Source organism: Neobacillus sp. MER 74, assembly GCF_023714155.1.
On record NZ_JAMAUV010000034.1, the window covers coordinates 15541 to 37294 of the forward strand.

The window sequence follows — 21754 nt, forward strand, 5'->3', positions numbered from 1 at the left end:
TATGAATGCTAAAGCAGCGGTTAAAACGAGTCAATTTTTAGAAAACCCGATTACAACGGAAATTATTCGGAATGCGTTAATTTCTGCCGCACATGAAATGAATGCAAGTCTGGCTAGAAGTTCTTTTTCTCCGATCATATACGAAATGAAGGATTGCAGCGTTGGTATTTTTAATAGAAACGCAGAATTGCTGGGTCAATCAGCAGGCCTTCCTATCTTTCTAGGAAATTTAGATGAGTGCATAAAAATCGTTACAGCGTCGATTGGCGGGGTCGAAAATTATCTGCCTGGTGATGTCTATATCATGAATGACTCTTATCTAACTGGTACACATCTTAACGATATTACCGTTATTTCCCCTGTTTTTTATGAGGATGAATTGATCGGTTTCACTGCGAATCGTGCCCACTGGCTTGATGTAGGTGCACAGGACCCAGGTTTCTCCATGGATGCTACAGAAATCTACCAGGAAGGAGTACGTATTCCGCCTACAAAAATATACGATGCTGGTCAGGCTCGTAAAGATGTTATTAATCTTATTATTACTAACAGCCGTTTTCGGGATGCTGCACTAGGGGATCTTAATGCTCAAATTGCTGCCTGCCGTACTGGAGAGAAACGTTTTCATGAGATCATCAGCCGATTCGGTTTAGAAAAAGTAAACCGCTCCATTCGGGATATTTTCAAGCAATCTGAACTTTTAGACCGCGAAATGATTGCGAGAATTGCTGATGGAGTTTATGAGACCGAAGGTTGTTTGGACAATGATGGAGTGTCGGAGGAACCTGTACCAGTAAAAGTAAAAGTGACCGTTGAAGGGGAAAATATTACGATCGATCTCACTGGCTCCAGCGAACAAGTTAGAGGAATGACCAACTGTGGATTGGCACAGACAATCTCAGCCTGCCGGGTAGCTTTTAAAGAGCTAATTAGTCCTGATGCGCCTGTCACGGGCGGGAATTTTAAAACGTTAAATGTTGTGGTACCAGAAAGAACGATCTTTAGTGCGCAAGAGCCGGCAGCGTGTGTTTGGTATTTTTCTGCACTAGGCTTGCTCATCGATCTTGTCGTTAAAGCCCTGTCTCCAGCTCTTAAGGAAAGAAGTGCGGGTGCACATTACGGGGATTCGATGATCATAACGTTCTCAGGGATTGATCCGCGTCGTAACACGTCATTTCTAAATGTAGAAGCTACGGCAGGCGGCTGGGGAGGCTTTGCTGCTAATGATGGCCAATCCGGATTAATCAATAATGTTAATGGTGATTTCAAGAACCTGCCTATTGAGGTTCTTGAAGATAAATACCCTTTTAAAGTAACCACCTATGGCTTTAGAAAGAATTCAGGAGGAGCAGGAAAGAACCGAGGAGGTCTCGGAATTATTAGAGGTTACGAGGTTTCTGCAGATGAAGCTTTTTTATACCTTTGGTTAGAGCGTTCAAAAACACCTGCTTGGGGACTTTTTGATGGTAAAGAGGCAGCATCACCAGAAGTTACTATTTTAAGTGGAGAAAAAGAAGAAAAAGCCCTGAAAATAAATGCAAAACCAATGAAATATGGAGACAAGGTGATTGTGAAAACAGGAGGCGGCGGCGGATTTGGGCATCCGTTTGAACGTGACGTCGATCGTGTGCTTGAAGATGTTATCGATGGATACATCGACCGACAAACTGCGTTTGTGCAGTACGGTGTCGTAATTAAGGAAGACGTTTTAGAAGTGGACGAACAAGAAACCATTATGTATCGCCAAAGAAACAAAATAGGTTAAGAGGTGAAATATGCGCCGAATATTAATCACATTTGAAAACGGGGAAAGTTTCCCGGCAACATTACAAGAAGATAAAGCCCCCCAAACGTGTCAAATCGTTTGGGAGGCACTTCCCTTTTCGCAGACAGTTACGCATTCACGCTGGTCCGGTCGTGAAGTGAATTTTGAATTTCCGTCTACTTCTATGCCAAAAAGAGAAAACCAAACCATATCTACTAGTATTGGGGAAATTGTCTACTGGAGGGATTGGCCTCTTGAGTCTGAACCTGACGTTTTAGAAGTTTTAGCTATTTACTATGGTGCTGAACATACACGAAGCAACAAAGGGGATGAACCGGTTAACGTTTTTGCCCAGGTTGACTTTACTTATCTAGATCTTTTGCAAAAAGTTGGCGAACGTATCTGGTTAAATGGTTCTGAAAAAGTCACTATTACGAGATTAAAAGACTGAAATTAAATTAATATTAAAAATATTTATTTTTTTCGAAAATAATTATGCTATTACTTAAATATTTATGGTAATATTAAAAAAAGATAGTTATTATTCTGAATTTTTAAAAATCGGGAGGTTAAAAAATGGCTAGCAAGAAAATTTTGTTTATTAATCCATTGCACACAGATGTTTTTGATGAAGAATTTAGAACACAATTTGAACGTTTTAAAAGCCCGGACACAGTGGTGGATGTTGTTTCTTTTGCTGGACCAGGACCGATCCACGTGGAGTATAACTGCTATGAAGCGATGGTCATTCCAGAACTGATCAGGACTGTGAAAAAGGCGGAAGAGGACGGTTATGACGCGGCAATTCTCGGCTGTTTTTATGATCCCGCTTTAAGAGCTTGCCGGGAAGTGGCTGAAAAAATGGTTGTTACCGCACCTGCTGAAGCTGCTTTGCACATTGCCACAACGCTTGGAGAAAATTTCTCGATTCTTGTGGGCAGAAAAAAGTGGATTCCGGAAATGAAAGAAAATGTCCACAAATACGGCTTTACACATAAACTGGCGTCATTTAAATCGCTTGAGCTCGGGGTGCATGATTTCCAGAAGGATCCTGAAGAAACAAAGAGAAGAATCAGGGCGGCAGCGAATGAAGCGATCGAGAAAGATGGGGCAGATGTCATTGTTTTAGGCTGTACAGGCGAGTTTGGTTTCTTTGATTCATTGCAGCAAGAATTAGGCGTGCCAGTCATTGACGCGAGCTGTGCGCCATTTAAATACGCAGAATTTCTAGTAGAAATAAAACAAAAATTATCCTGGACCCACAGCAAGAAGGTAGGGTATCAATCTCCTCCGGCAAAGGAGGTGGAGGAGTTTAACTTATATAATCCGGTTTTAAGTAAGAAATAATTTTATCATTATGAATGAGGGAGTGAGTTAAATGGAAGTGGTAGCTTCTGCTAAGTCTCAAGAGAAAACCGTTGAAGTTGGTACTTTTTTTGAAGACATGCCATTTACAAAAAAACATCGGTTTGTAGGGGTAGCCCTATTTATGGCGTTTGTAATCGAGGCATGGGAAATGATGATTATCATTATGATTAGTGGAGCTATCGCCGCTGAATTTTCTTTAACTCCTGTCCAAGTAGGTTCCCTTATTGGTGCAATTTTCTTAGGTATGATTCCGGGGACATATGTGTGGGGGATTGTTGGAGATAAAATCGGACGAAAGAAAACGATTATTTACAGCTTACTCTTATATGGAGTGGTTTCAGCTGTCAGTGCATTTTCACCAAACTATGAAACACTTTACACATTGCGCTTATTATCCGGTTTTTCTTTGGGTGGTGTACTGGCTTGTATCTTTCCATATTACGAAGAAATGCTCCCAGTTAAACAGCGTGGTAAAGCAGCAGTATTTTTATCCGCAGGATGGCCAATTGGTACTTTAATTGCCCTAGGAATAACCAGTTTACTTATGAATTTGGACGGGGTATTGGGCGGTTGGAGAGCAATCATTTTTATTAGTTCGCTAGCTGGATTCTGGGCTTTCGTCATTAGAAAAATTCCTGAATCTCCTTACTGGCTTGCAGGAAAGGGAAGAACAGACGAGGCAAAGCAAATTATTTCTGAATTAAGTGAAGGTAAAACAGTGGTTAGCCAGGGCACAGAATTGTATGTCTCTAAAGTAAAACAAGGTAGTATCTTTGAAATTTTCAAAACGAAAATGATAAAAACAACAGCATTACAAACAATCGTCAATTTCTGTTTCTCCTTTGGATATTGGGGATTGTATACGTGGATTCCAACATTATTACAACAAAAGGGCTTATCAATGGGACAAAGCTTAGGTTTCGTTGCATTATCGGCTGTAGCGCAGATTCCAGGGTATATCGTAGCTGCACACCTAACTAGTAAATATGGACGTAAAAAAGTCATGTTTGCTTTCGTATTATTTGCATCGATCTTTGGGTTTGCATTTGCATATTCTTCGAGTGTATTCCAACTATACGCATTCAACTTCGCTTTAGGATTCTTTAGCTTAGGGGCATGGGGCGTTTGGAACACATGGTTTGGAGAAATCTATCCAACAAATGTACGTGGTGTAGGATATAGCTGGGGTGTTGGCGGACAACGTTGGGCAAACACTGTGGCTCCATCTTTAATCGGTTTTGTTATTGGATTAGGTTGGGTATTTGGAGCAACGGTTTCTTTTATTCAGGTTTTCATGGTTATTACACTGATTACAATCCTATTTATTAGAGAAACGGAAGGCGAAATCTTACATTAACATCAAAAAACTTTAATCCATATCGATATAAGATAGATAAAATGTTTTTTACTTAGGCTTCACCTTAACTCTAATTTAATAGATTTGGTGGAGCCTTTTTCCAAAATAAAATCAACAGAGTAATGGATTAATAGGAAATACATAACGAGGAGGAAAACACATGACAGAGCAAATCAGGATTGGTTTTGATGTCGGTGGAACATTTACCGATGGTGTTTTAATGAGAGGGAAAGAAGTTGTTTCAAAAACAAAGTCCTTAACAACAGAAGATATTACAACAGGGATTATTAATGCATTGGATTTATTGTTAAAAAACAGCAATGTGGATGTTTCAAAAATAGAAATGGTTTCCCTTGGAACTACTCATACAACGAATGCCATTATTGAGAGACGTAAACTTGATAAAGTAGGTATTTTCCGGATTGGGGCACCGGCGACAACAGCGATACCCCCAATGACAGGGTGGCCAGAAGATTTAATCGCAGCATTAGGTGGTAAAGAGCATGTCCATATCATTCGAGGCGGATCTGAATATAACGGGAAGGATATTGTCCCTTTAGATGAAAAAGCCATCATGGATGCAGCGAAAGCGATGAAAGGGAAAGTTGGTTCGGTAGCCATCACAGGTGTATTTTCACCAATCATACCAAAACACGAGGACCGTGCAATGGAAATTGTTAGAGAATATCTTGGTGATGAGGTGTTCATTACTCAATCCCATAAAATCGCATCCATCTCATTACTGGAAAGAGAAAACTCCACGATCTTAAACGCTTCCGTTAAATCGGTTATGAAACGGGCCGTTGAAGCATTCAAACAAGCGGTGGCCGATCGAAATATCAATGCAAAGCTATTTGTCGTTCAAAACGATGGAAGTGTAATGAATGCTGATCATGCAGTAGAGTATCCAATCTTTACAGTAGCTTCTGGACCAGCTGCTTCTGTTCGCGGAGCCGTGTACTTATCAGGTATCCAAAATGGGGCGGTCGTGGATGTGGGTGGAACCTCAACTGATGTAGCCTATATTGTAAATGGTTTTCCAAGAGAATCCTCTATCACTGTAAATATCGGTGGAGTAAAAACAAATGTACGCTGTCCAGATTTATTATCCATTGCTTTAGGCGGTGGAACGATTATCAAAACTCAGCAGGATAAAGTCATGGGTTTAGGACCTGAAAGCGTGGGCTATAACCTTGTCAAACTGGGTAAATCATTCGGTGGACCAATTTTAACCGTACATGATATTGCTGTTGCAACAGGACGTTTAAACAGCAAACTTGATATTTTTGATACCAATTATGTTACGAACATAGCTGCCATAAATGCATTACCAGCATCCTTAGTTAAGGAAGCGAACGCTAGAATTAAGGAACGTGTAGAGATTGCCATTGATCAGATGAAAACAGAATCAGGGTTAATACCTGCTATCTTTATTGGCGGGGGAGCCCTAGCTGTTCCGCAGTATAATATTGAAGGGACAACAGAGGTCATCCTTCCAAACCATTTTGAAGTGGGCGGCGCAATTGGAACAACGATTGCGGAAATTGGTGCTTCAGCAGAATTGGCCGTTGACCTTGCAGTTGAAAACCGAAATGCTGCCATCGACCGTGTTGTCGCCTTAGCTAAGATAAATGCGCAGGAAGCTGGAGCCATTGCTGGAACCGAAGAAATTATCGATGTGGAAGAAATTCCGTTTGCTTATATGCCAGGAAAAAAACAAAAGGTCAGAGTACGGGTTAAGGGCAAAGTATTTGCTTAAACAGCTGAGGAGGGAAACCATGAGTGTTTACGATATTTTAGAAGATTGGGGAATAACCAATTATCGAGTAATCGACAAAAAAAGCATTGAGGAAATTACATTAGGAGCCTCCATTTTAGCCACTGGTGGTGGAGGAGATCCGGAAATCGGACTGTTATGGGCCTATAAAGTGTTAGATGAAGGAAAAGATATTGTCATGATTGACCCACTAGATATTCCAGATGATATTTTAGTGGCGAGCCCTGCTTGTTTAGGAGCAGCCCTAGTGTTAACTGAAAAGCCGCCTAATGAAGACGTTTTGAATAAAGCGGTTTCCACCTTGGAAGCCTATATGGGCAAAAAACTACAAGCAACAATCCCACTTGAGTGTGGAGGGGTAAACTCCATAGTTGCTTATGCTGTTGCAGCAGAATTAGGATTGCCTGTGATCGATGTAGATGGAATGAATCGTGCCTTCCCTGAGTTGCAAATGACTTCATGGGCTACTCAAGGGGTGCACGCATCCCCAACAGTTTCTACCGATGACCGTATGAACACAACAGTTATTGATACACGGGATGATGATCTGATGGCAGAGTCGATTGCACGAAAAGTAGCGATGTCTTATGGCGGAATTTCCTGGGTAGCCACCTACGCAATGTCTGGAGCTGATGTGAAAAGAACCTCCATCTTAAACTCCCAAAGTATTGCATGGGATGTAGGGAAAGCTGTAATGGAAGCCAGAAAGAGCCACAATGACCCAGTTGAACAAATTTTAACTAGTATTAAAAATACTAGAAATATTCAAGGCCACCGAGTATTCAATGGGAAAATCGTCGATATTCAAAGAGAATTTGGCGGTGAGATGAACAAAGGATTCTCACTCGGAAAGGTGATAATGGAAGGTATTGGAGACTACAAAGGACAAAGAGCCGAATTGGATTTTCAAAATGAATGGTTGAATCTAAGGGTGGATAACGAACTAAAATGTGTTACACCTGATCTCATTGCAATCCTTGATATTGAAACAGGTGAGCCGATTCGTACGGACATTATGAAATATGGCTACCGCGGTTCTATTATTCTTATACCGGCTCATGAACGGATGAGAACAGAAAAAGGTCTTGAGACATTCGGTCCTCGCTATTTTGGTTATGACTTTGATTATGTTCCCGTTGAAAAGTTAATGGCAAAACAGGGGGTGAAATAATGGAAACGCAATTGCTTCAAACCAAACTAGAAGATCAAGATAATAAGTTAGTTCTAAAGACGATTGTCAATCAGCCTTATATCGAAAGAAAAGAATTAGCAGACAAGCTCGGATATTCTGTGGAGCAGGTCGATGAAATTTGCCAATCGTTTATTGATTCTTTCGTTATTCTTGAGTTGGCAAGTCAGGCAACCTCTAACATTGAGTCTCGTGTCCCAAGAAAAGTGTATTTAATCAATCCAGAGTTGGAGCAGACCATTAGAGAATTAATATAAAAACATATGATCAGACATAATGCTGGTGAAACCATGAATACGTTGTTCGTTCTTAAAGAGAATAACCCATGATTTCACCAGCATTTCTAAATAAAAAAGCTGAATAGGTGAGGAATTTGGAAGTCAATCCGTTTTTAAATAGAGTTCAAGCTTTACGAAAGATAATGGAAGAGAGACAACTGGATGTATGTTTGCTATTTAATCGAGCCAGTATCCGATATTATACAGGACTTCGTATGAATACTGCTTCCTTTAGTATTCTATTAATTTCACAACAAGATATAAAGTACGTTGTGGCACGCTTAGATTTAAAACGGGCTCTGAGGGATTGCTGGATTAAAGAAATTCTCCCTTTTCCAGAAGATACCCCTGATTATCTTACGGTTTTAAATCATTATTTTCATAAACGCAAAATAACACGGGTTGGTGTGGAGCTGCCGGAACTTAACTATGCTACCTTCCAGTACCTTCAAGAGAAACTGTCAAATGCCCATTTTGAAAACATCGCATCTGAAGTTGGACGGTTGCGGATGATTAAAAGTGAGGAAGAAATTCAAATTATTCGTAAGTCTGCTCAAATTGCCGACAAAGCAATGCAAGAAGCGCTGAAAGCAGCTAGAGCAGGGATGAAGGAACACGAAGTAACAGCTGTTGCCATGTATACGATGTTAAAAGAAGGCGCTGAAAATTCATCATTCGAGATTTTTCTCGCTTCCGGTGAGAACAGCTGGCTGCCACAACGATATGCTTCAGATAAAGCTTTGAATCCTAATGAATTAATCTTGTTAGATATGGGCGCAATTTATCAAGGTTATTGCTCCGATATTACCCGAACTTTTTCAGTAAAAGAAACTACGCTTGAACAGAAACGGCTGTTCCAAGATGTATTAAGAATTCAGCAGGAGACCATTCAGTCCTTGCGTCCAGGAGTGCAGGCTGGAGAGATTGATTACATAGCAAGACAGAAGATTCAAGAATTAGGATATGGCGATTACTTCCCGCACTTAACGGGACATGGATTAGGCTTAGATATTCATGAAGGCCCGATTATCGATAAGGGAAGAACTGATATTCTTGAAAAGAACATGGTGGTAACAATCGAACCTGGGGTATATCTGCCTGGAGTAGGGGCTGTTCGAATCGAAGATATGGTTCTAATAACTGAAGGCGGTTACGAAGTATTGACCCAAACGAAGCGTGATCTAATCAATTGAGCTAGCGAAAAGCAGCCAATAACCAAGGAGGAAATGGGATGAGTGTGTACGACATCCTAGAAAAATGGGGTATTACCGATTATAAAACATTAACAAGACAGGATATTGATGACATTACATTAGGTGCTTCCATCCTTGCGACTGGTGGGGGCGGAGACCCGGAAATCGGACTGCTATGGGCTTATAACGTACTAAATAAAGGGAAAGAAATCGTATTAATTAAACCTGATGATGTACCAGATGATGCGATGATCGCGATGGGGGGATGTTTAGGAGCCCCAGTCGTTCTAACGGAAAAAACTCCAAACGGAAGCGAATTGAATATTGCATTTCAAAAATTAAGTGAATACTTGAATCGTGATTTTGTTGGAGTCATTCCACCAGAAGCTGGTGGAGTTAATACAACTGTTCCGATGGCAGTTGCTGGTGAAATGGGCTTACCTGTTATTGATGGTGATGGGATGGGCAGAGCTTTTCCTGAATTACAAATGACAAGTTTTCATATTGGAGGCGTTTCAGCCAGTCCGGTTGTAGCCATTAATGAAAAAGGGTTTGCTACGATTATTGATACTGCAGATGCTTACATGGCTGAGAACATTGTTCGACAAACAGCAATGTCCTATGGCGGAATCAGCTGGATTGCAGGATACCCAATGAATGGGGAACAACTGCGAGCAACATGTATCCCAAACACAGTAAGCTTAACACTAGAGTTGGGGAAAAAAGTAAGGGAAGCTCGCAATGTGCACCATGATCCGATTAAAGTGGTTGAAGAAATTACCGGTGGATGGAGCGCTTTTAAGGGGAAAATTGTTGATATCAATCGCGACTTCGGTGCAGAAAGTACAAAAGGATTCTCCATGGGACAAATTATCATGGAAGGATTCGGAGAGCACAAAGGAACCACGGCTGTTATTGATTTTCAAAATGAATGGTTGAAATTAACCATTGATGACCAATTAATCTGCTTGCCTCCTGATCTTATTACGATATTAGACTCAGAAACAGCTGAACCCATTCGAACCGACATTGTGAAATACGGGTACAGAGGAACGATTGTCGTCATTCCTGCCCATGATCGAATGAAGACGGTAAAAGCAATCGAAGTTTGCGGCCCGCAAGCATTTGGCTATGATTTGGATTTTGTCGCACTGAAAAAATAGATTGCAAGGATGCTAACACACTCACAATTAAGGGGGTGATGATTCAAGACTACTTTCTTGCATACGTAATCGTCAGTTGAGTCATTGGAAATCTCTACTTAAAAGCTTGGATGTAAGAATATATGAATATAGGGGGAAATGCTATGCGAATTTCAGTTGACGTTGGTGGTACTTTTACCGATGTTGTGACACTCGATCCAGTTTCAGGCGATCTACGCCTTGAAAAGGTAGAGACCGTCCCACACAACCCTGCGAGCGGTGTTCTGGAAGGATTCCGTAAGGCAGAAGTTAGTTTCGAGGAAATAGATTACTTTGTACATGGGACAACTCTTGGCCTGAATGCTCTTCTAACTCGTACAGGATCTCAGGTAGCAATCGTTACAACCAAGGGGTTTAGAGATGTTTATGAGTTAGGGCGTACTGATCGTGATTCCATGTACGATTTTAAATACCGTAAACCGGAATCATTAGTCCCAAGGCACCGGCGCCTTGAAGTGAGTGAGCGTCTTGATTATCAAGGAAATGTTCTGACGAAATTTGATCGCGAAGAAGCGGTTAAATTGGCTCAACAACTTCGTGAAGAGGGAGTTCCATCCGTAGTAGTCTGCTTCTTACACAGCTATATCAACCCGAATCACGAACTTGAAATGGAGAAGGTGCTTCTTGAAGAATACCCAGAGGTTTCAGTGACTTTATCCCATCGATTAACACGAGAATATCGCGAATATGAACGGACAAGTACAGCTGTTATTGATGCGTATATCAAGCCAATCATGCGTACTTATTTGGATCGACTCGACAGTGAATTACAGGAAGAAGGCTATCAAGGCCAATTCTTACTTACCCGCTCAGGCGGCGGTGCCATGACAGCGAAAGCAGCTAAGGAAGAGCCTGTTCATTCAGTCATGTCCGGGCCAGCAGGTGGTGCAATTGGTGCAGCATATTTATCTGAACTGACAGGACATCCGAATTTGATCACCCTAGATATGGGTGGAACAAGTCTTGACACCACTATGGTCGTAGATGGGCAGATTGCTATAGAAAACGAGGCATTAGTTGAGAGTTTACCGATATCCACACCAATGATTGATATTCGTACGATTGGTTCTGGCGGCGGGAGTATCTCATGGATCGATGACGGAGGAGCCCTTCAGGTTGGACCAAAAAGTGCGGGTGCAGACCCAGGCCCTGCATGTTATGGAAAAGGCGGAGTAAATGCAACGTTTACCGATGCTGCCCTAACGTTAGGTTATTTAGATGATCAGAACTTTCTTGGGGGAGCGATGACCATTGATCCTAATCTTTCCCGTAATGCAATTAAGAAGCTTTCCGATCGGTTAAACCTTTCTATCGAGCAGGCAGCAGCTGGTATCGTCCGCATAAGTGAGGCGAAGATTACTGGTGCGATTCGAGAAATATCAGTAGAACGAGGGTATCACCCAAAAGATTTTGCCCTTCTTGGCTTTGGCGGCGGTGGAGGACTCGTTTCCTGTAACGTTGCACGAGAGATTGGTATCCCAACTGTTATTATTCCTCCAGGAGCAGGTAATTTCTCAGCATGGGGAATGATGATGGTCGATGTAGTGTATGATTTTGCTCAAACCTTTGTAACAGGTCTAGTAAACGCAGATGTTAATGAAATTACTAGGTTGTATGGCAATTTGGAAGATAACGGACGTGAATCTCTTGGCCGCGATGGATTTACCTCTAAGGATTGCAAGTTTATTCGTTGGGCAGAGATGCGTTATGCAGGCCAAGAGCATACTGTTAAGATTGAGATCCCGGGGGACGACATTACACCAGCTCACATTTCGGAAATTGCCGCAAACTTCGGTGATGCCCATGAGACGCAATATGGTCACCAAACAACAGATCCAGTAGAAATCGTTACCCTTCGTGTGAGAGCTGTTGGCGTCCTTGCAAAACCGAGAATTGCCAAGCTTGAAGCAGGGAATGGTGACGGATCAGCCGCTCGTAAAGGCAGCCGCTCGGTCTACCAATCTAGCCTTAATAGTCACGTTGAGTATGAAGTTTACGATCGATTCAAGCTGCTTGCCGGAGATGAGGTAGCCGGTCCAGCCATTCTAGAAGAGCCTAGCCACACCACCATTTTACACGAAGGTGACGTTCTAACGGTTGGAGAGTATGGAGAACTTACCATCGCTATTTATAATGATAGAGGAGGTATAGCATGACTAGGAGCATAGAATTAAAAAATAGTGCGCAAACAAATGTAGATGATCATGCAGAACAGATTAAAGTTCAAGTTATTCACAACTACCTGCTGTCAGCAGCTCGGGAGATGATGAGGAATTTAAAGCGTACCGCTTATGACACGATCATCTATGAAATTCAGGATTTTGGACTTGGAATTTATGACCGCGAATGTAGATTACTAGCTGAATCACCTGGGTTGGCTATTTTTACTCGTGGTAATGACTATGCGCTGAGAAAAATGGTAGAGTTTCTCGGTGAAGAGAACATTCATGAAGGGGATGTCATCCTCTTTAACTATCCATACTGGAGCTCTAACCACACATTGGATGTACTAGTTAGCTCACCAATCTTCTATCAAGATGAGCTGATTGGGTATGCTGCCTGTAAAGCACACTGGCTTGATTTGAATCAACAAGATCCTGGGTACTGCTTAGATACTACCAGTATTCATAGAGAGGGGCTCATTCTTCCAGGGCTAAAAATTTACAAGCGTGGCGTTCGTGATCTAGAGGTGGAGAATCTTATCAAATTCAACTCTCGTATTCCAGATCGAGTGATTGGAAATATGAACGCTCAGATTTCTTGCTGCCACACCGGTGAAAAGCGGGTACAAGAGCTGGTACAAAAGTTCGGCCTAGAAACTTTTAAAGTGGCAAGTCAAGAGATATTAAACCACGGTGAACGGATTGCTCGTGCGCGCCTTGCTGCTCTGCCAAAGGGAACATGGTCTGCCGAGGATTGGGTTGATGATGATGGGGTCGAAAAAGACAAAATGGTTAAAATTAAAGTGACGGTTACCGTAACTGATAGCGAATTTATCGTTGATTTCACCGGTACGGATCCAGCGGTTGCAGGTCCTATTAACCTGCCAATTGGGATAACCGAAGGGGTTGCAGCACTGGCTTTCAAAGGGCTCACAACTCCGGATTCTCCAGCAAATGATGGCAACTTCCGTCCATTACGCGTCATTGCTCCGGAAGGTTCTTTGGTAAATGCGCAGTATCCTGCGGCAACTTTTACAATTTGGCCATCTATTCACATTCCGGAGATTATTTGTAAGGCATTAGCAAATGCGATGCCAGACATAGTACCTGCATGTTCAGGTGGAGAGGTCGTATCGGTTATGGGTGTCGGTACACATCCAGTAACCGGTAAAGTTTGGCTTGAAGCCACAAATGAAGCGGTGGGCTTTGGTGCTCATGCTGGAGGCGACGGCGAAAACGGAATTATGCACTTATCAGAGCCAGGCTGCAGAAATAACCCGATTGAGGTATTAGAGACCAAGGCTCCACTATTAATTGAAGGCTATTATCTTCGTCAGGATTCTTGTGGAGCTGGAGAGCACCGCGGCGGGGTAGGAGCGACTCGTGTATATAGATTTACTGCTCCAGGGAATGCCGTAACGATTCTAAAGAAAACGAAGACAAAACCTTGGGCACTAAATGGTGGCCAGGAAGCCGATTCCAATCATATTATGCTATGGCCTGGAACCGAGCGTGAGGTGCGTACAGGGGCGATTAATCAACCTTTGGAAGCCGGTGAAGTTCTAATCAGCAGTGCAGGCGGCGGCGGAGGATGGGGAAATCCATTTAACCGCAGCGTTGAGAAAGTGCTTGAGGATGTACGTAATGGCTATGTTTCACAGGAGAGCGCACAGCGTGACTATGGGGTAGTTATTGATACAGCCTCGTGGACGATTGACACTGCTGCCACTGCTAAACTGAGACAGGCACGATAGGGGGCACGTAACATCATGAAATTTATCGATTTGCATAGCGATATTCTGGTGGACGTGATTTGGCGTCGTTCACGAGGTGAGAGTCGGGTAATAAGCGAACGCCATTTGCCGGCACTGCGAAATGCCGGCATTAATGCACTAGGTCTAACCATCTGGATTGAATTAGACCAAACTCACCGGGCGGCACCTCGTACTAGGGAGGTGATGGCTGCACTTGAAGCAGAATTGAGAGAATCACCGGGAGAACTCGCAATGGTTAGAACCCCTGCTGAGGCTGAAGCAGCGATCAGCTCAGGGAAGCTTGCAATCCTGCTAACGATAGAAGGAATGGCGGCGCTTGATGAAGATCCATCCCTTTTGTCCGATTTATTCGATTTGGGACTAACATCAGGACTGTTAACGTGGAATGAGACGAATGCTTTTGCGAGCGGATTTCCCGGCTATAATTATGCCGAGGCACGGGCACTATCCCAATCGGGAAGTGGTTCGTGGCTAACTGGACTTCAGGGACCTGGAGAAGGAGAGGTTCGAGGCCTTACGGCAAAAGGGCGTACTCTTCTGATGGAGATGGCACAAGCGGGAGTCATGCTGGACTTGTCCCACTTGAATGAAAAATCCTTTTGGGACGCAATCAACGCCTATCCAGGTCCGGGAGTATTTGCATCGCATTCCAATGCGAAAGCGCTATGTGCAATCTCGCGCAATTTAACAGATGATCAGATAAAAGCCATTGCTGAGCGAGATGGAATCATTGGCCTCAATGCATTCTCAGCATTCGTACATCAGGAAAACCCTGGTATTGATCGATTTATCGATCACGCCGTGTACATTGCCGGTCTGGTAGGGACACGACACCTTGGCTTCGGGTTTGACTTCATCAACTATCTGGACGCAGAAGCGCTTGATAGTATTGGTGGCACGCTCCCCAAAAATCCTGAACTAAATGGTGCGGTGGATGTACCGAATTTGCTGGAGCAAATGCGCAAGCGGGGTTTCTCTTCAACAGAGATAGAAGGTATCACATGGGGGAACTTTGCTAGAGTATGGGACTCTGCTATTTGTTATAGCAACACAGTGAAAGTGAATAAGGTGAAATAATCAAAAAGGATAAAGGTAAAAGGGGAAAGGCTTAGCTTTTCCCTTTTACTTTAGAAAAGACTCCAATATAGTAGGAGGGCTAATATAATTGAATAGAACAGAGAGTTTACAACTTCACAAAAAAGCAATCATAATTGACGCGACCTGTCCATTAGGATCATTGGAAAACTACTATAAATTGTGGATCGACGGAGGGGTTACAGTAATGGCTCCCACTGTGGCAGTCAATCAAAATTGTCGAGAAACAGTTAGTCTCCTTGCCACATGGTTAAAGAAAATCAAAGCAAGTGATGACTTGTTACTTGTAACATGCGTAGAAGATATTTATAGGGCTAAACGAGAAAATAAATTAGGAATCATTTTTCACTTCCAAAACTCTCTGCCTATTGAAAACGATTTGGACCTTTTGTCTGTTTATCACCGGTTAGGCGTAAGGGTTATCCAAATCTGTTATAACGTAAAGAATTTTATTGGTGACGGTTGCACAGAGCGAACTAATAGTGGATTAAGTGAATTCGGTATAAACGTAATCAGAGAAATGAATCGTGTAGGAATATTGGTAGACTTAACCCACACAGGTTATCAAACAACCATGGACGCTATTAAGATATCTGATAAACCTGTCATATTTAGTCATTCAAACGTGTTTAACTTGTGTCCATCACCTAGAAATCTTAAGGATGATCAAATAAAAGCAGTAGCCGAAAAAGATGGTGTCATCGGGGTTGTTGGTTATCCAGCATTTGTAACCTCAAATAATCAAGCAACGGTTGATGATTTGATCGACCATATTGATTATATTAGAAAACTTGTTGGTATCAGACATATTGGAATTGGGATGGATTATTGGGAAGGCATGGATGGGATTGCAACTCTTGGTGAATCGAAAAAGTTATATACAGAATTAATTGATACTGGTAAATGGAAGGCAGATTGTTACCCTCCGCCGCCATGGAGATATCCAGAAGGAGTAGAAAAACCATCACAGTTCTCAAATTTAACAGATGCGTTAATTCGTAGAGGATACTCAGAGGAGGAAGTCCTCATGATATTAGGTGAAAACTTCCTTCGAGTTTACAAAGAAGTGTGGAAAGGATAAGAAACACGCTTGTTGTTTAGGGATAGGACCAAATTTTAAAGTGAAAGAGGGGTTACGGAATGATTAATTTTTCACAATATATTCAAACCATTGATTCCCATACGATGGGGCAGCCAACTCGGATCATCACTGGGGGAGCACCTAGAATACTAGGTTCGACAATGATGGAAAAAAAGCAATACTTGCAAAGTAAATTAGATTGGATGAGAAAATTATTAATGTCTGAGCCGCGTGGTCATAAAGATATGTTTGGAGCTATCATTACAGATCCTTGTTCGGAAGAATGTGATATTGGCGTTATCTTTATGGACGGCAATGGATACTTAAATATGTGTGGCCATGGGACAATTGGAACGATCACAACCGCTATAAACATTGGGATGATAGAACAAAAGAGGAATATCAAGATTGATACTCCAGCGGGGGTTGTGGAATGTGAAGTGGAGTTTTTAAACAAGAAGGTGGAAAAGGTCACCTTTACAAATGTGCCTGCCTTTGTTTTTGGAGAGAAAGTCGAGGTATTTGTTGAAGGTGTTGGGCATGTGTTGCTTGACGTAGCCTTCGGGGGCAGTATTTTTGGTATTGTCAGTGCTGAACAGTTTGGTTTAAAGCTAGTAAGTGAAGAGCAGCAACAATTAATTACTCTTGGGAATAAAATTAAAAATGCGGCAAATGAACAGTTGAAATTTCAGCACCCGCTAATTCCGGAAATCAACACGATAGATTTAATTGAATTTAGTTTGATATCTGACAAAGAAGATGTTGATTACAGGAATACGGTTATATTTGGGAATGGACAAATTGATCGATCCCCTTGTGGCACTGGTACGTGTGCAAAAATGGCGTTACTATATTCACTAGGAAAGTTAAAAATACATCAAAATTTTGTACATGAGAGTATTATAGATTCTAAGTTTGAAGGAAGAGTGATTGGGGTCAGTCATGTGGGTGCCTATCACGCCGTTATCCCACAGATTTCAGGTTCTGCATGGATTACGGGTATGCACCAATTTATAATTGAAAGTGAAGATCCCTATTATGAAGGGTTTTTATTGGGATAGTGCAGTAAATGAATAATACGGAGGAAGACATATTGAAAGAGATAATCCAGCAGTTACAACCTACGATTGATTCCGTTTTTGATTATTTACATCAAAACCCGGAGATAAGTTGGCAGGAATACAAGACAACTGCCTACATTCAAAAATTTTTAGAGGAACGGGGTTTCACGGTCCAAACGTTTGATGATTGTCCAGGTCTCGTTGTGGAGGTGGGAACCGGGGATTTTTGCGTTGCCCTTCGTACTGATATGGATGCACTCTGGCAAGAAGTAGATGGTCAATTTCAAGCAAACCATTCTTGTGGGCATGATGCACATATGACGATGGTGATGGGAACCATGCTCCTTCTGCAAAAACTAAATACCTCCTATAAAGGAAAACTGAAATTCATTTTTCAACCGGCGGAAGAAAAGGGAACCGGGGCATTAAAGTTGATAGAAAACAAGATTGTAAATGATGTGGATTTTTTGTATGGTGTCCATCTGAGACCAATTGAGGAACTAGCGGACGGGTATGCAGTGCCTGCCCTTTATCATGGTGCAGTAGCCTTTTTGGATGGGAAAATTATTGGTGTGGATGCACATGGCGCACGTCCTCATCTTGGCCAGAATGCTATCGAAGTGGGTTCATCTTTCATTCAAGCCATAAAAGGCATCCATTTGGATCCGATGATTCCATATACCGCTAAAATGACAAAGTTCCACGCTGGTAGTGATTCTGGGAACATTATTCCCGGAAATGCGAACTTTAACATCGACCTTCGGGCACAAACAAACGAAGTCATGAAAGAACTTATAGAAAAGATCAATGAAATCGCGGAATCAGTCGCAAATCTGCACGGTGTTACGATAACACTAGAGACAAAAGCGAACGTAGCAGCTGCACAAGTTAATGAACAGGCTAAACATTTTATGAAGAAAGCCATTATTGATTCTTTAGGTGAAAAGCGGTTAAAAGATCCGATTATTACTCCGGGTGGAGAGGATTTTCATTTTTACACATTGAAAAATCCCCACATAAAAGCGACCATGCTAGGATTAGGGTGCGATTTACAACCCGGGCTTCACCATCCTAAAATGACATTTAATCATAGTTCCCTTTACTCTGGAATTGAAATCCTTGCAAGAACCCTAATAAATACACTTGAGGCTTTTGAAAAAGGGGAGTTATCATGAGTTTTGAAATTAAAACACGAATGCTAAATACTGTTCATGATCTAACGCTGGTTCAAAAACTGGAAGAAGAAGTATGGAAGATGCAACCGCTTCCCCTCCATCAAACGATCACTGCTTCTCAAAATGGCGGCCTTTTATTAGGCGCTTTTATTAATGAAGATTTAGTAGGATTCAGTTATAGTTTTGCGGGTTTTAATAACGGGAAAAGTTATTTGTGTTCACATATGCTTGGGGTCCATCCGAGTCACCAAATGAAAGGCATAGGTGCTATCTTAAAAGAAAAACAGAAAGAATTAGCTCGAGAAATGGGTTACGAACTGATCATGTGGACGTATGATCCACTTGAAACACGAAATGCTTATCTTAATCTATCAAAATTACATGCAATAAGCTCAACATATGTTGATAAATGCTATGGTGATATGGAAGACAATTTAAATAAAGGTATTCCATCGGATCGTCTTAAAGTGGAATGGTGGATCAATAGTCCTTATATTTCAAAACCCTATCCTTTTAACCAAGAACAGGCTGAGTTGATCTTTAAATGGGAAACAATTGAAGGGAAACTCCCAAAATTAAAGAATATTGAGGAAGACTTACCAAGCATTTCGTCTAGTGATAATCCAATCTTATTGCCAGTGCCAGTCAATTTTCAGTATGTAAAAAATACAAATAAGGAGCTTGCGATGGATTGGCGATTTAAAACGCGAAAGATCTTCCATACCTTATTTTATAAGGGATACGCAGTTGTTTCCCTTATAAAAAATAATAATCAATCAGTTCATTTTTATGTATTTGTCCCAAAACGATCTTTACAAAATTTACTTCATGATAAAGGAGTGACAACAGAATGAGATTACGAGAGGTAAAATTACGACATGTAAGAATGAAAATGAAATTTCCGTTTTCAACTAGTTTCGGAACGTTTGAAGATAAAGAATTTATTTTACTAGAAGCAAAGGATGAAAATGGTGAGAGCGGCTGGGGGGAATCAGTAGCATTTCATTCTCCTTGGTATAATGAAGAGACAGTAAAAACTAACTGGCATATGTTAGAGGATTTTATGATCCCAAAACTTTTGAATAAAGATATAGAGCACCCTGATGAGGTTTCTGAAATTCTCTCAGGAATTCGAAAAAACAATATGGCAAAATCAACAATTGAAGGGGCCGTGTGGGATTTATTCGCTAAGCAAAAAGGGATTCCACTCGCTGTGGCACTGGGTGGTGAAAAAAAGGAAATTGATGTCGGCATTAGTATTGGGATTCAAGATACTGTTCTCGATTTAGTTCAATTAATTGAGGAACATGTAAATGAAGGGTACAAGAGGATAAAAGTAAAAATTAAACCAGGTTGGGATGTCGAGGTTTTAAGGGAGGTTCGGAAACATTTTCCGAATGTGCCATTAATGGCTGATGCCAATTCAGCTTACTATTTAAGTGATATCGACCGATTAAAAGCACTTGATGAGTTTAATCTCACGATGATCGAACAGCCGTTATCCTCTGACGACATAGTTGATCACGCTAAACTGCAAAAAGAAATCAGCACGCCAGTCTGCCTCGATGAAAGCATTCATTCCTATGAAGATGCTCGAAAAGCCATTGAACTGGGAAGCTGTAAAATTATTAATATTAAAATTGGACGGGTTGGGGGTTTAACACAGTCCAAACGTATCCATGATCTATGTCAAAAACATGATATACCGGTTTGGTGCGGGGGAATGCTCGAATCAGGTGTGGGAAGGGCACATAATATTGCGTTAACAACCTTATCGAATTTCATACTGCCTGGAGACACAGCTGCTTCTTCCCGTTATTGGGTGAAAGACATTATTGACCCGGAAGTTGTCGTTGAAAATGGAAAAATCACCGTTCCAGAAAAGTGTGGAATTGGTTATGAACCTAATAGAGAAATTATTCAACAACTTACGGTTAGTGAAAAATCTTATTTCTAAAAAATGTAATTTCTTCCATTCTATCAAGTTAAGTTATTATTCATAGTATCTATAAAGGTAAAGAACTTATACGAAAAATACTACCGAAAGGAAGCGCCAGTAAGCCAGTTAAGGTCCTTCTTTTTTAAGTCGTTATCAGCTGCCGAAGATGATTCATCGGTTCTTTACCCATCTGCAAATCAGCAATTATTTCTCTCACCCTGTTATTTTTGTAAACTGGAGGTAGAGGTCCCATTATAACATCTAAGAAAGCAAATGAACGATTTCAAATTATGGCTTGTTATCGTAAAGACATACCATCTTGGTTTTCAAAAGAAATCATCCTAAAAGGTATTAAGGATGGGAGAATAGTAAGAGAAAAAGCAGCAGAAGCATTTTATGCATTGGATTAAAGGAATTAGTTCCAATTTTTGAAGAAGCATATGCTAATGAAACAAATGAAGAAACTAAAATTCAATCGGTTTGTATCTTCCTTTAGTTAGAGACGGTTATAAATTTGAACCAATAGATGAAAATACACTAAACTTAGCATTTAGAACCAAAGGACTTGGAATGAAAGGTATTTGGATAAGCCCAGAAGAAGTAAAAACTAAAGAAATGATTGATAATATAATCTTTGAAAAGAATAGGCTTTAAAGTAACGACGAGCATTTAATTGAATATGATCGACAGGTACAAAATTCTTTAAGGATTATTCGAACGAAAGATAGTTCAATGTAGCATACGTGTTTAATCATGAAGGAAGTCTCTCTTTAAATCTTTTACATATCAGGTGAAAATTCAGTTTACCAGCGGAGATTATTTCCGTTAAAGGGCAAGTCTAGGGGAGCAAAAAGACTCGGGTCTTCTTCCATTTTTATAAAATTTATCAATACCAAACTTCTCGATTTCCTTTTCTTCACCACATACCTTACATATTTGCGTCCCTTCCGTCTGAATCGGATTCATACTGGACGAAAAGAAAAAGAAGGAAGATTTTGCTCTTACATTCCTGAATCATTAAAGGACGATATGCATATCAATCATGAACTGGATATAAAAGAAACGTTAGAATACCTTCATACTTTTCAATGGAAAGTAATCGAGCTCACTTAAGTTTTTTATGTATAACCATAGATGTAATTCCTTGTGCATTTTGTGAAGCTATGCTTACTTAATAAAGGGTCGCAGCTGCGGCTCTTTTACTTATTCCACTCCCTCAGTTAAATACGATTTTCTCCCGAATGCTCGCTAATTCGCAGGATTTCATTACCGTTGGTATAGAGTTAACGATTAAATGAAATGAGTTCAGATTTTTAGGCTTCGTGAAAGCATGGGGA

Annotated in this window: 17 protein-coding genes; all 17 read left to right on the top strand. The window is 41.1% G+C overall.

Going from position 1 to position 21754, the window contains the following annotated elements; all coding sequences use genetic code 11:
* Position 1 precedes the first annotated feature (1 nt).
* Complete coding sequence (locus M3610_RS25910; protein ID WP_251463389.1) at positions 2–1765, top strand: hydantoinase B/oxoprolinase family protein; 1764 nt, start codon at positions 2–4, stop codon at positions 1763–1765.
* A gap of 10 nt (positions 1766–1775) precedes the next feature.
* Positions 1776–2216, top strand: a complete 441-nt coding sequence (locus M3610_RS25915; RefSeq protein ID WP_251463390.1) for a DUF3830 family protein — start codon at positions 1776–1778, stop codon at positions 2214–2216.
* A gap of 125 nt (positions 2217–2341) precedes the next feature.
* Entirely contained in the window at positions 2342–3112 is a 771-nt protein-coding gene (locus tag M3610_RS25920; protein ID WP_251463391.1) for an aspartate/glutamate racemase family protein, read from the top strand.
* Between the two features lie 31 nt (positions 3113–3143).
* A complete protein-coding gene (locus M3610_RS25925) occupies positions 3144–4490 on the top strand; it encodes an MFS transporter (RefSeq protein ID WP_251463392.1) in 1347 nt (448 codons plus the stop codon).
* A 160-nt stretch (positions 4491–4650) separates the two neighbouring features.
* The gene (locus M3610_RS25930) at positions 4651–6249 is read left to right on the top strand and encodes a hydantoinase/oxoprolinase N-terminal domain-containing protein (RefSeq protein WP_098573535.1); all 1599 of its coding nucleotides are present in this window, start codon (positions 4651–4653) and stop codon (positions 6247–6249) included.
* Positions 6250–6268: 19 nt separating this feature from the next.
* Complete coding sequence (locus M3610_RS25935; protein ID WP_098573538.1) at positions 6269–7438, top strand: S-methyl thiohydantoin desulfurase family protein; 1170 nt, start codon at positions 6269–6271, stop codon at positions 7436–7438.
* Positions 7438–7713, top strand: coding sequence for a hypothetical protein (locus M3610_RS25940; protein WP_098573541.1), 276 nt, complete (start codon positions 7438–7440; stop codon positions 7711–7713). Before M3610_RS25935 ends, M3610_RS25940 begins: the two co-directional genes overlap by 1 nt.
* A 116-nt stretch (positions 7714–7829) precedes the next feature.
* Positions 7830–8927 (top strand): M24 family metallopeptidase, encoded by a 1098-nt coding sequence (locus M3610_RS25945; RefSeq protein WP_098573543.1) that lies wholly within the window; start codon positions 7830–7832, stop codon positions 8925–8927.
* A 38-nt stretch (positions 8928–8965) separates the two neighbouring features.
* On the top strand, positions 8966–10090 hold the full coding sequence (locus M3610_RS25950) for an S-methyl thiohydantoin desulfurase family protein (protein ID WP_251463393.1): 1125 nt from the start codon (positions 8966–8968) through the stop codon (positions 10088–10090).
* Between the two features lie 143 nt (positions 10091–10233).
* Positions 10234–12285: a hydantoinase/oxoprolinase family protein gene (locus M3610_RS25955; protein WP_098573549.1), complete on the top strand. Its 2052-nt coding sequence runs from the start codon at positions 10234–10236 to the stop codon at positions 12283–12285.
* Positions 12282–14045 carry a hydantoinase B/oxoprolinase family protein gene (locus M3610_RS25960; protein WP_098573551.1) on the top strand — a complete coding sequence of 588 codons (1764 nt, stop codon included), beginning with the start codon at positions 12282–12284 and terminating at the stop codon, positions 14043–14045. The genes M3610_RS25955 and M3610_RS25960 overlap by 4 nt, the downstream gene beginning before the upstream one ends.
* Before the next feature lie 15 nt (positions 14046–14060).
* Positions 14061–15143: a dipeptidase gene (locus tag M3610_RS25965; RefSeq protein WP_098573554.1), complete on the top strand. Its 1083-nt coding sequence runs from the start codon at positions 14061–14063 to the stop codon at positions 15141–15143.
* Between the two features lie 88 nt (positions 15144–15231).
* The gene (locus tag M3610_RS25970; RefSeq protein ID WP_251463395.1) at positions 15232–16242 is read left to right on the top strand and encodes a dipeptidase; all 1011 of its coding nucleotides are present in this window, start codon (positions 15232–15234) and stop codon (positions 16240–16242) included.
* Positions 16243–16301: 59 nt separating this feature from the next.
* Complete coding sequence (locus tag M3610_RS25975; protein ID WP_098573560.1) at positions 16302–17303, top strand: proline racemase family protein; 1002 nt, start codon at positions 16302–16304, stop codon at positions 17301–17303.
* Positions 17304–17335: 32 nt separating this feature from the next.
* Positions 17336–18478: a M20 peptidase aminoacylase family protein gene (locus M3610_RS25980; protein WP_098573564.1), complete on the top strand. Its 1143-nt coding sequence runs from the start codon at positions 17336–17338 to the stop codon at positions 18476–18478.
* Positions 18475–19332 (top strand): GNAT family N-acetyltransferase, encoded by an 858-nt coding sequence (locus M3610_RS25985; protein WP_098573573.1) that lies wholly within the window; start codon positions 18475–18477, stop codon positions 19330–19332. The genes M3610_RS25980 and M3610_RS25985 overlap by 4 nt, the downstream gene beginning before the upstream one ends.
* Positions 19329–20435, top strand: coding sequence for an o-succinylbenzoate synthase (gene menC / locus M3610_RS25990; RefSeq protein WP_251463396.1), 1107 nt, complete (start codon positions 19329–19331; stop codon positions 20433–20435). The genes M3610_RS25985 and menC overlap by 4 nt, the downstream gene beginning before the upstream one ends.
* The last annotated feature ends 1319 nt before the right edge of the window (positions 20436–21754 follow it).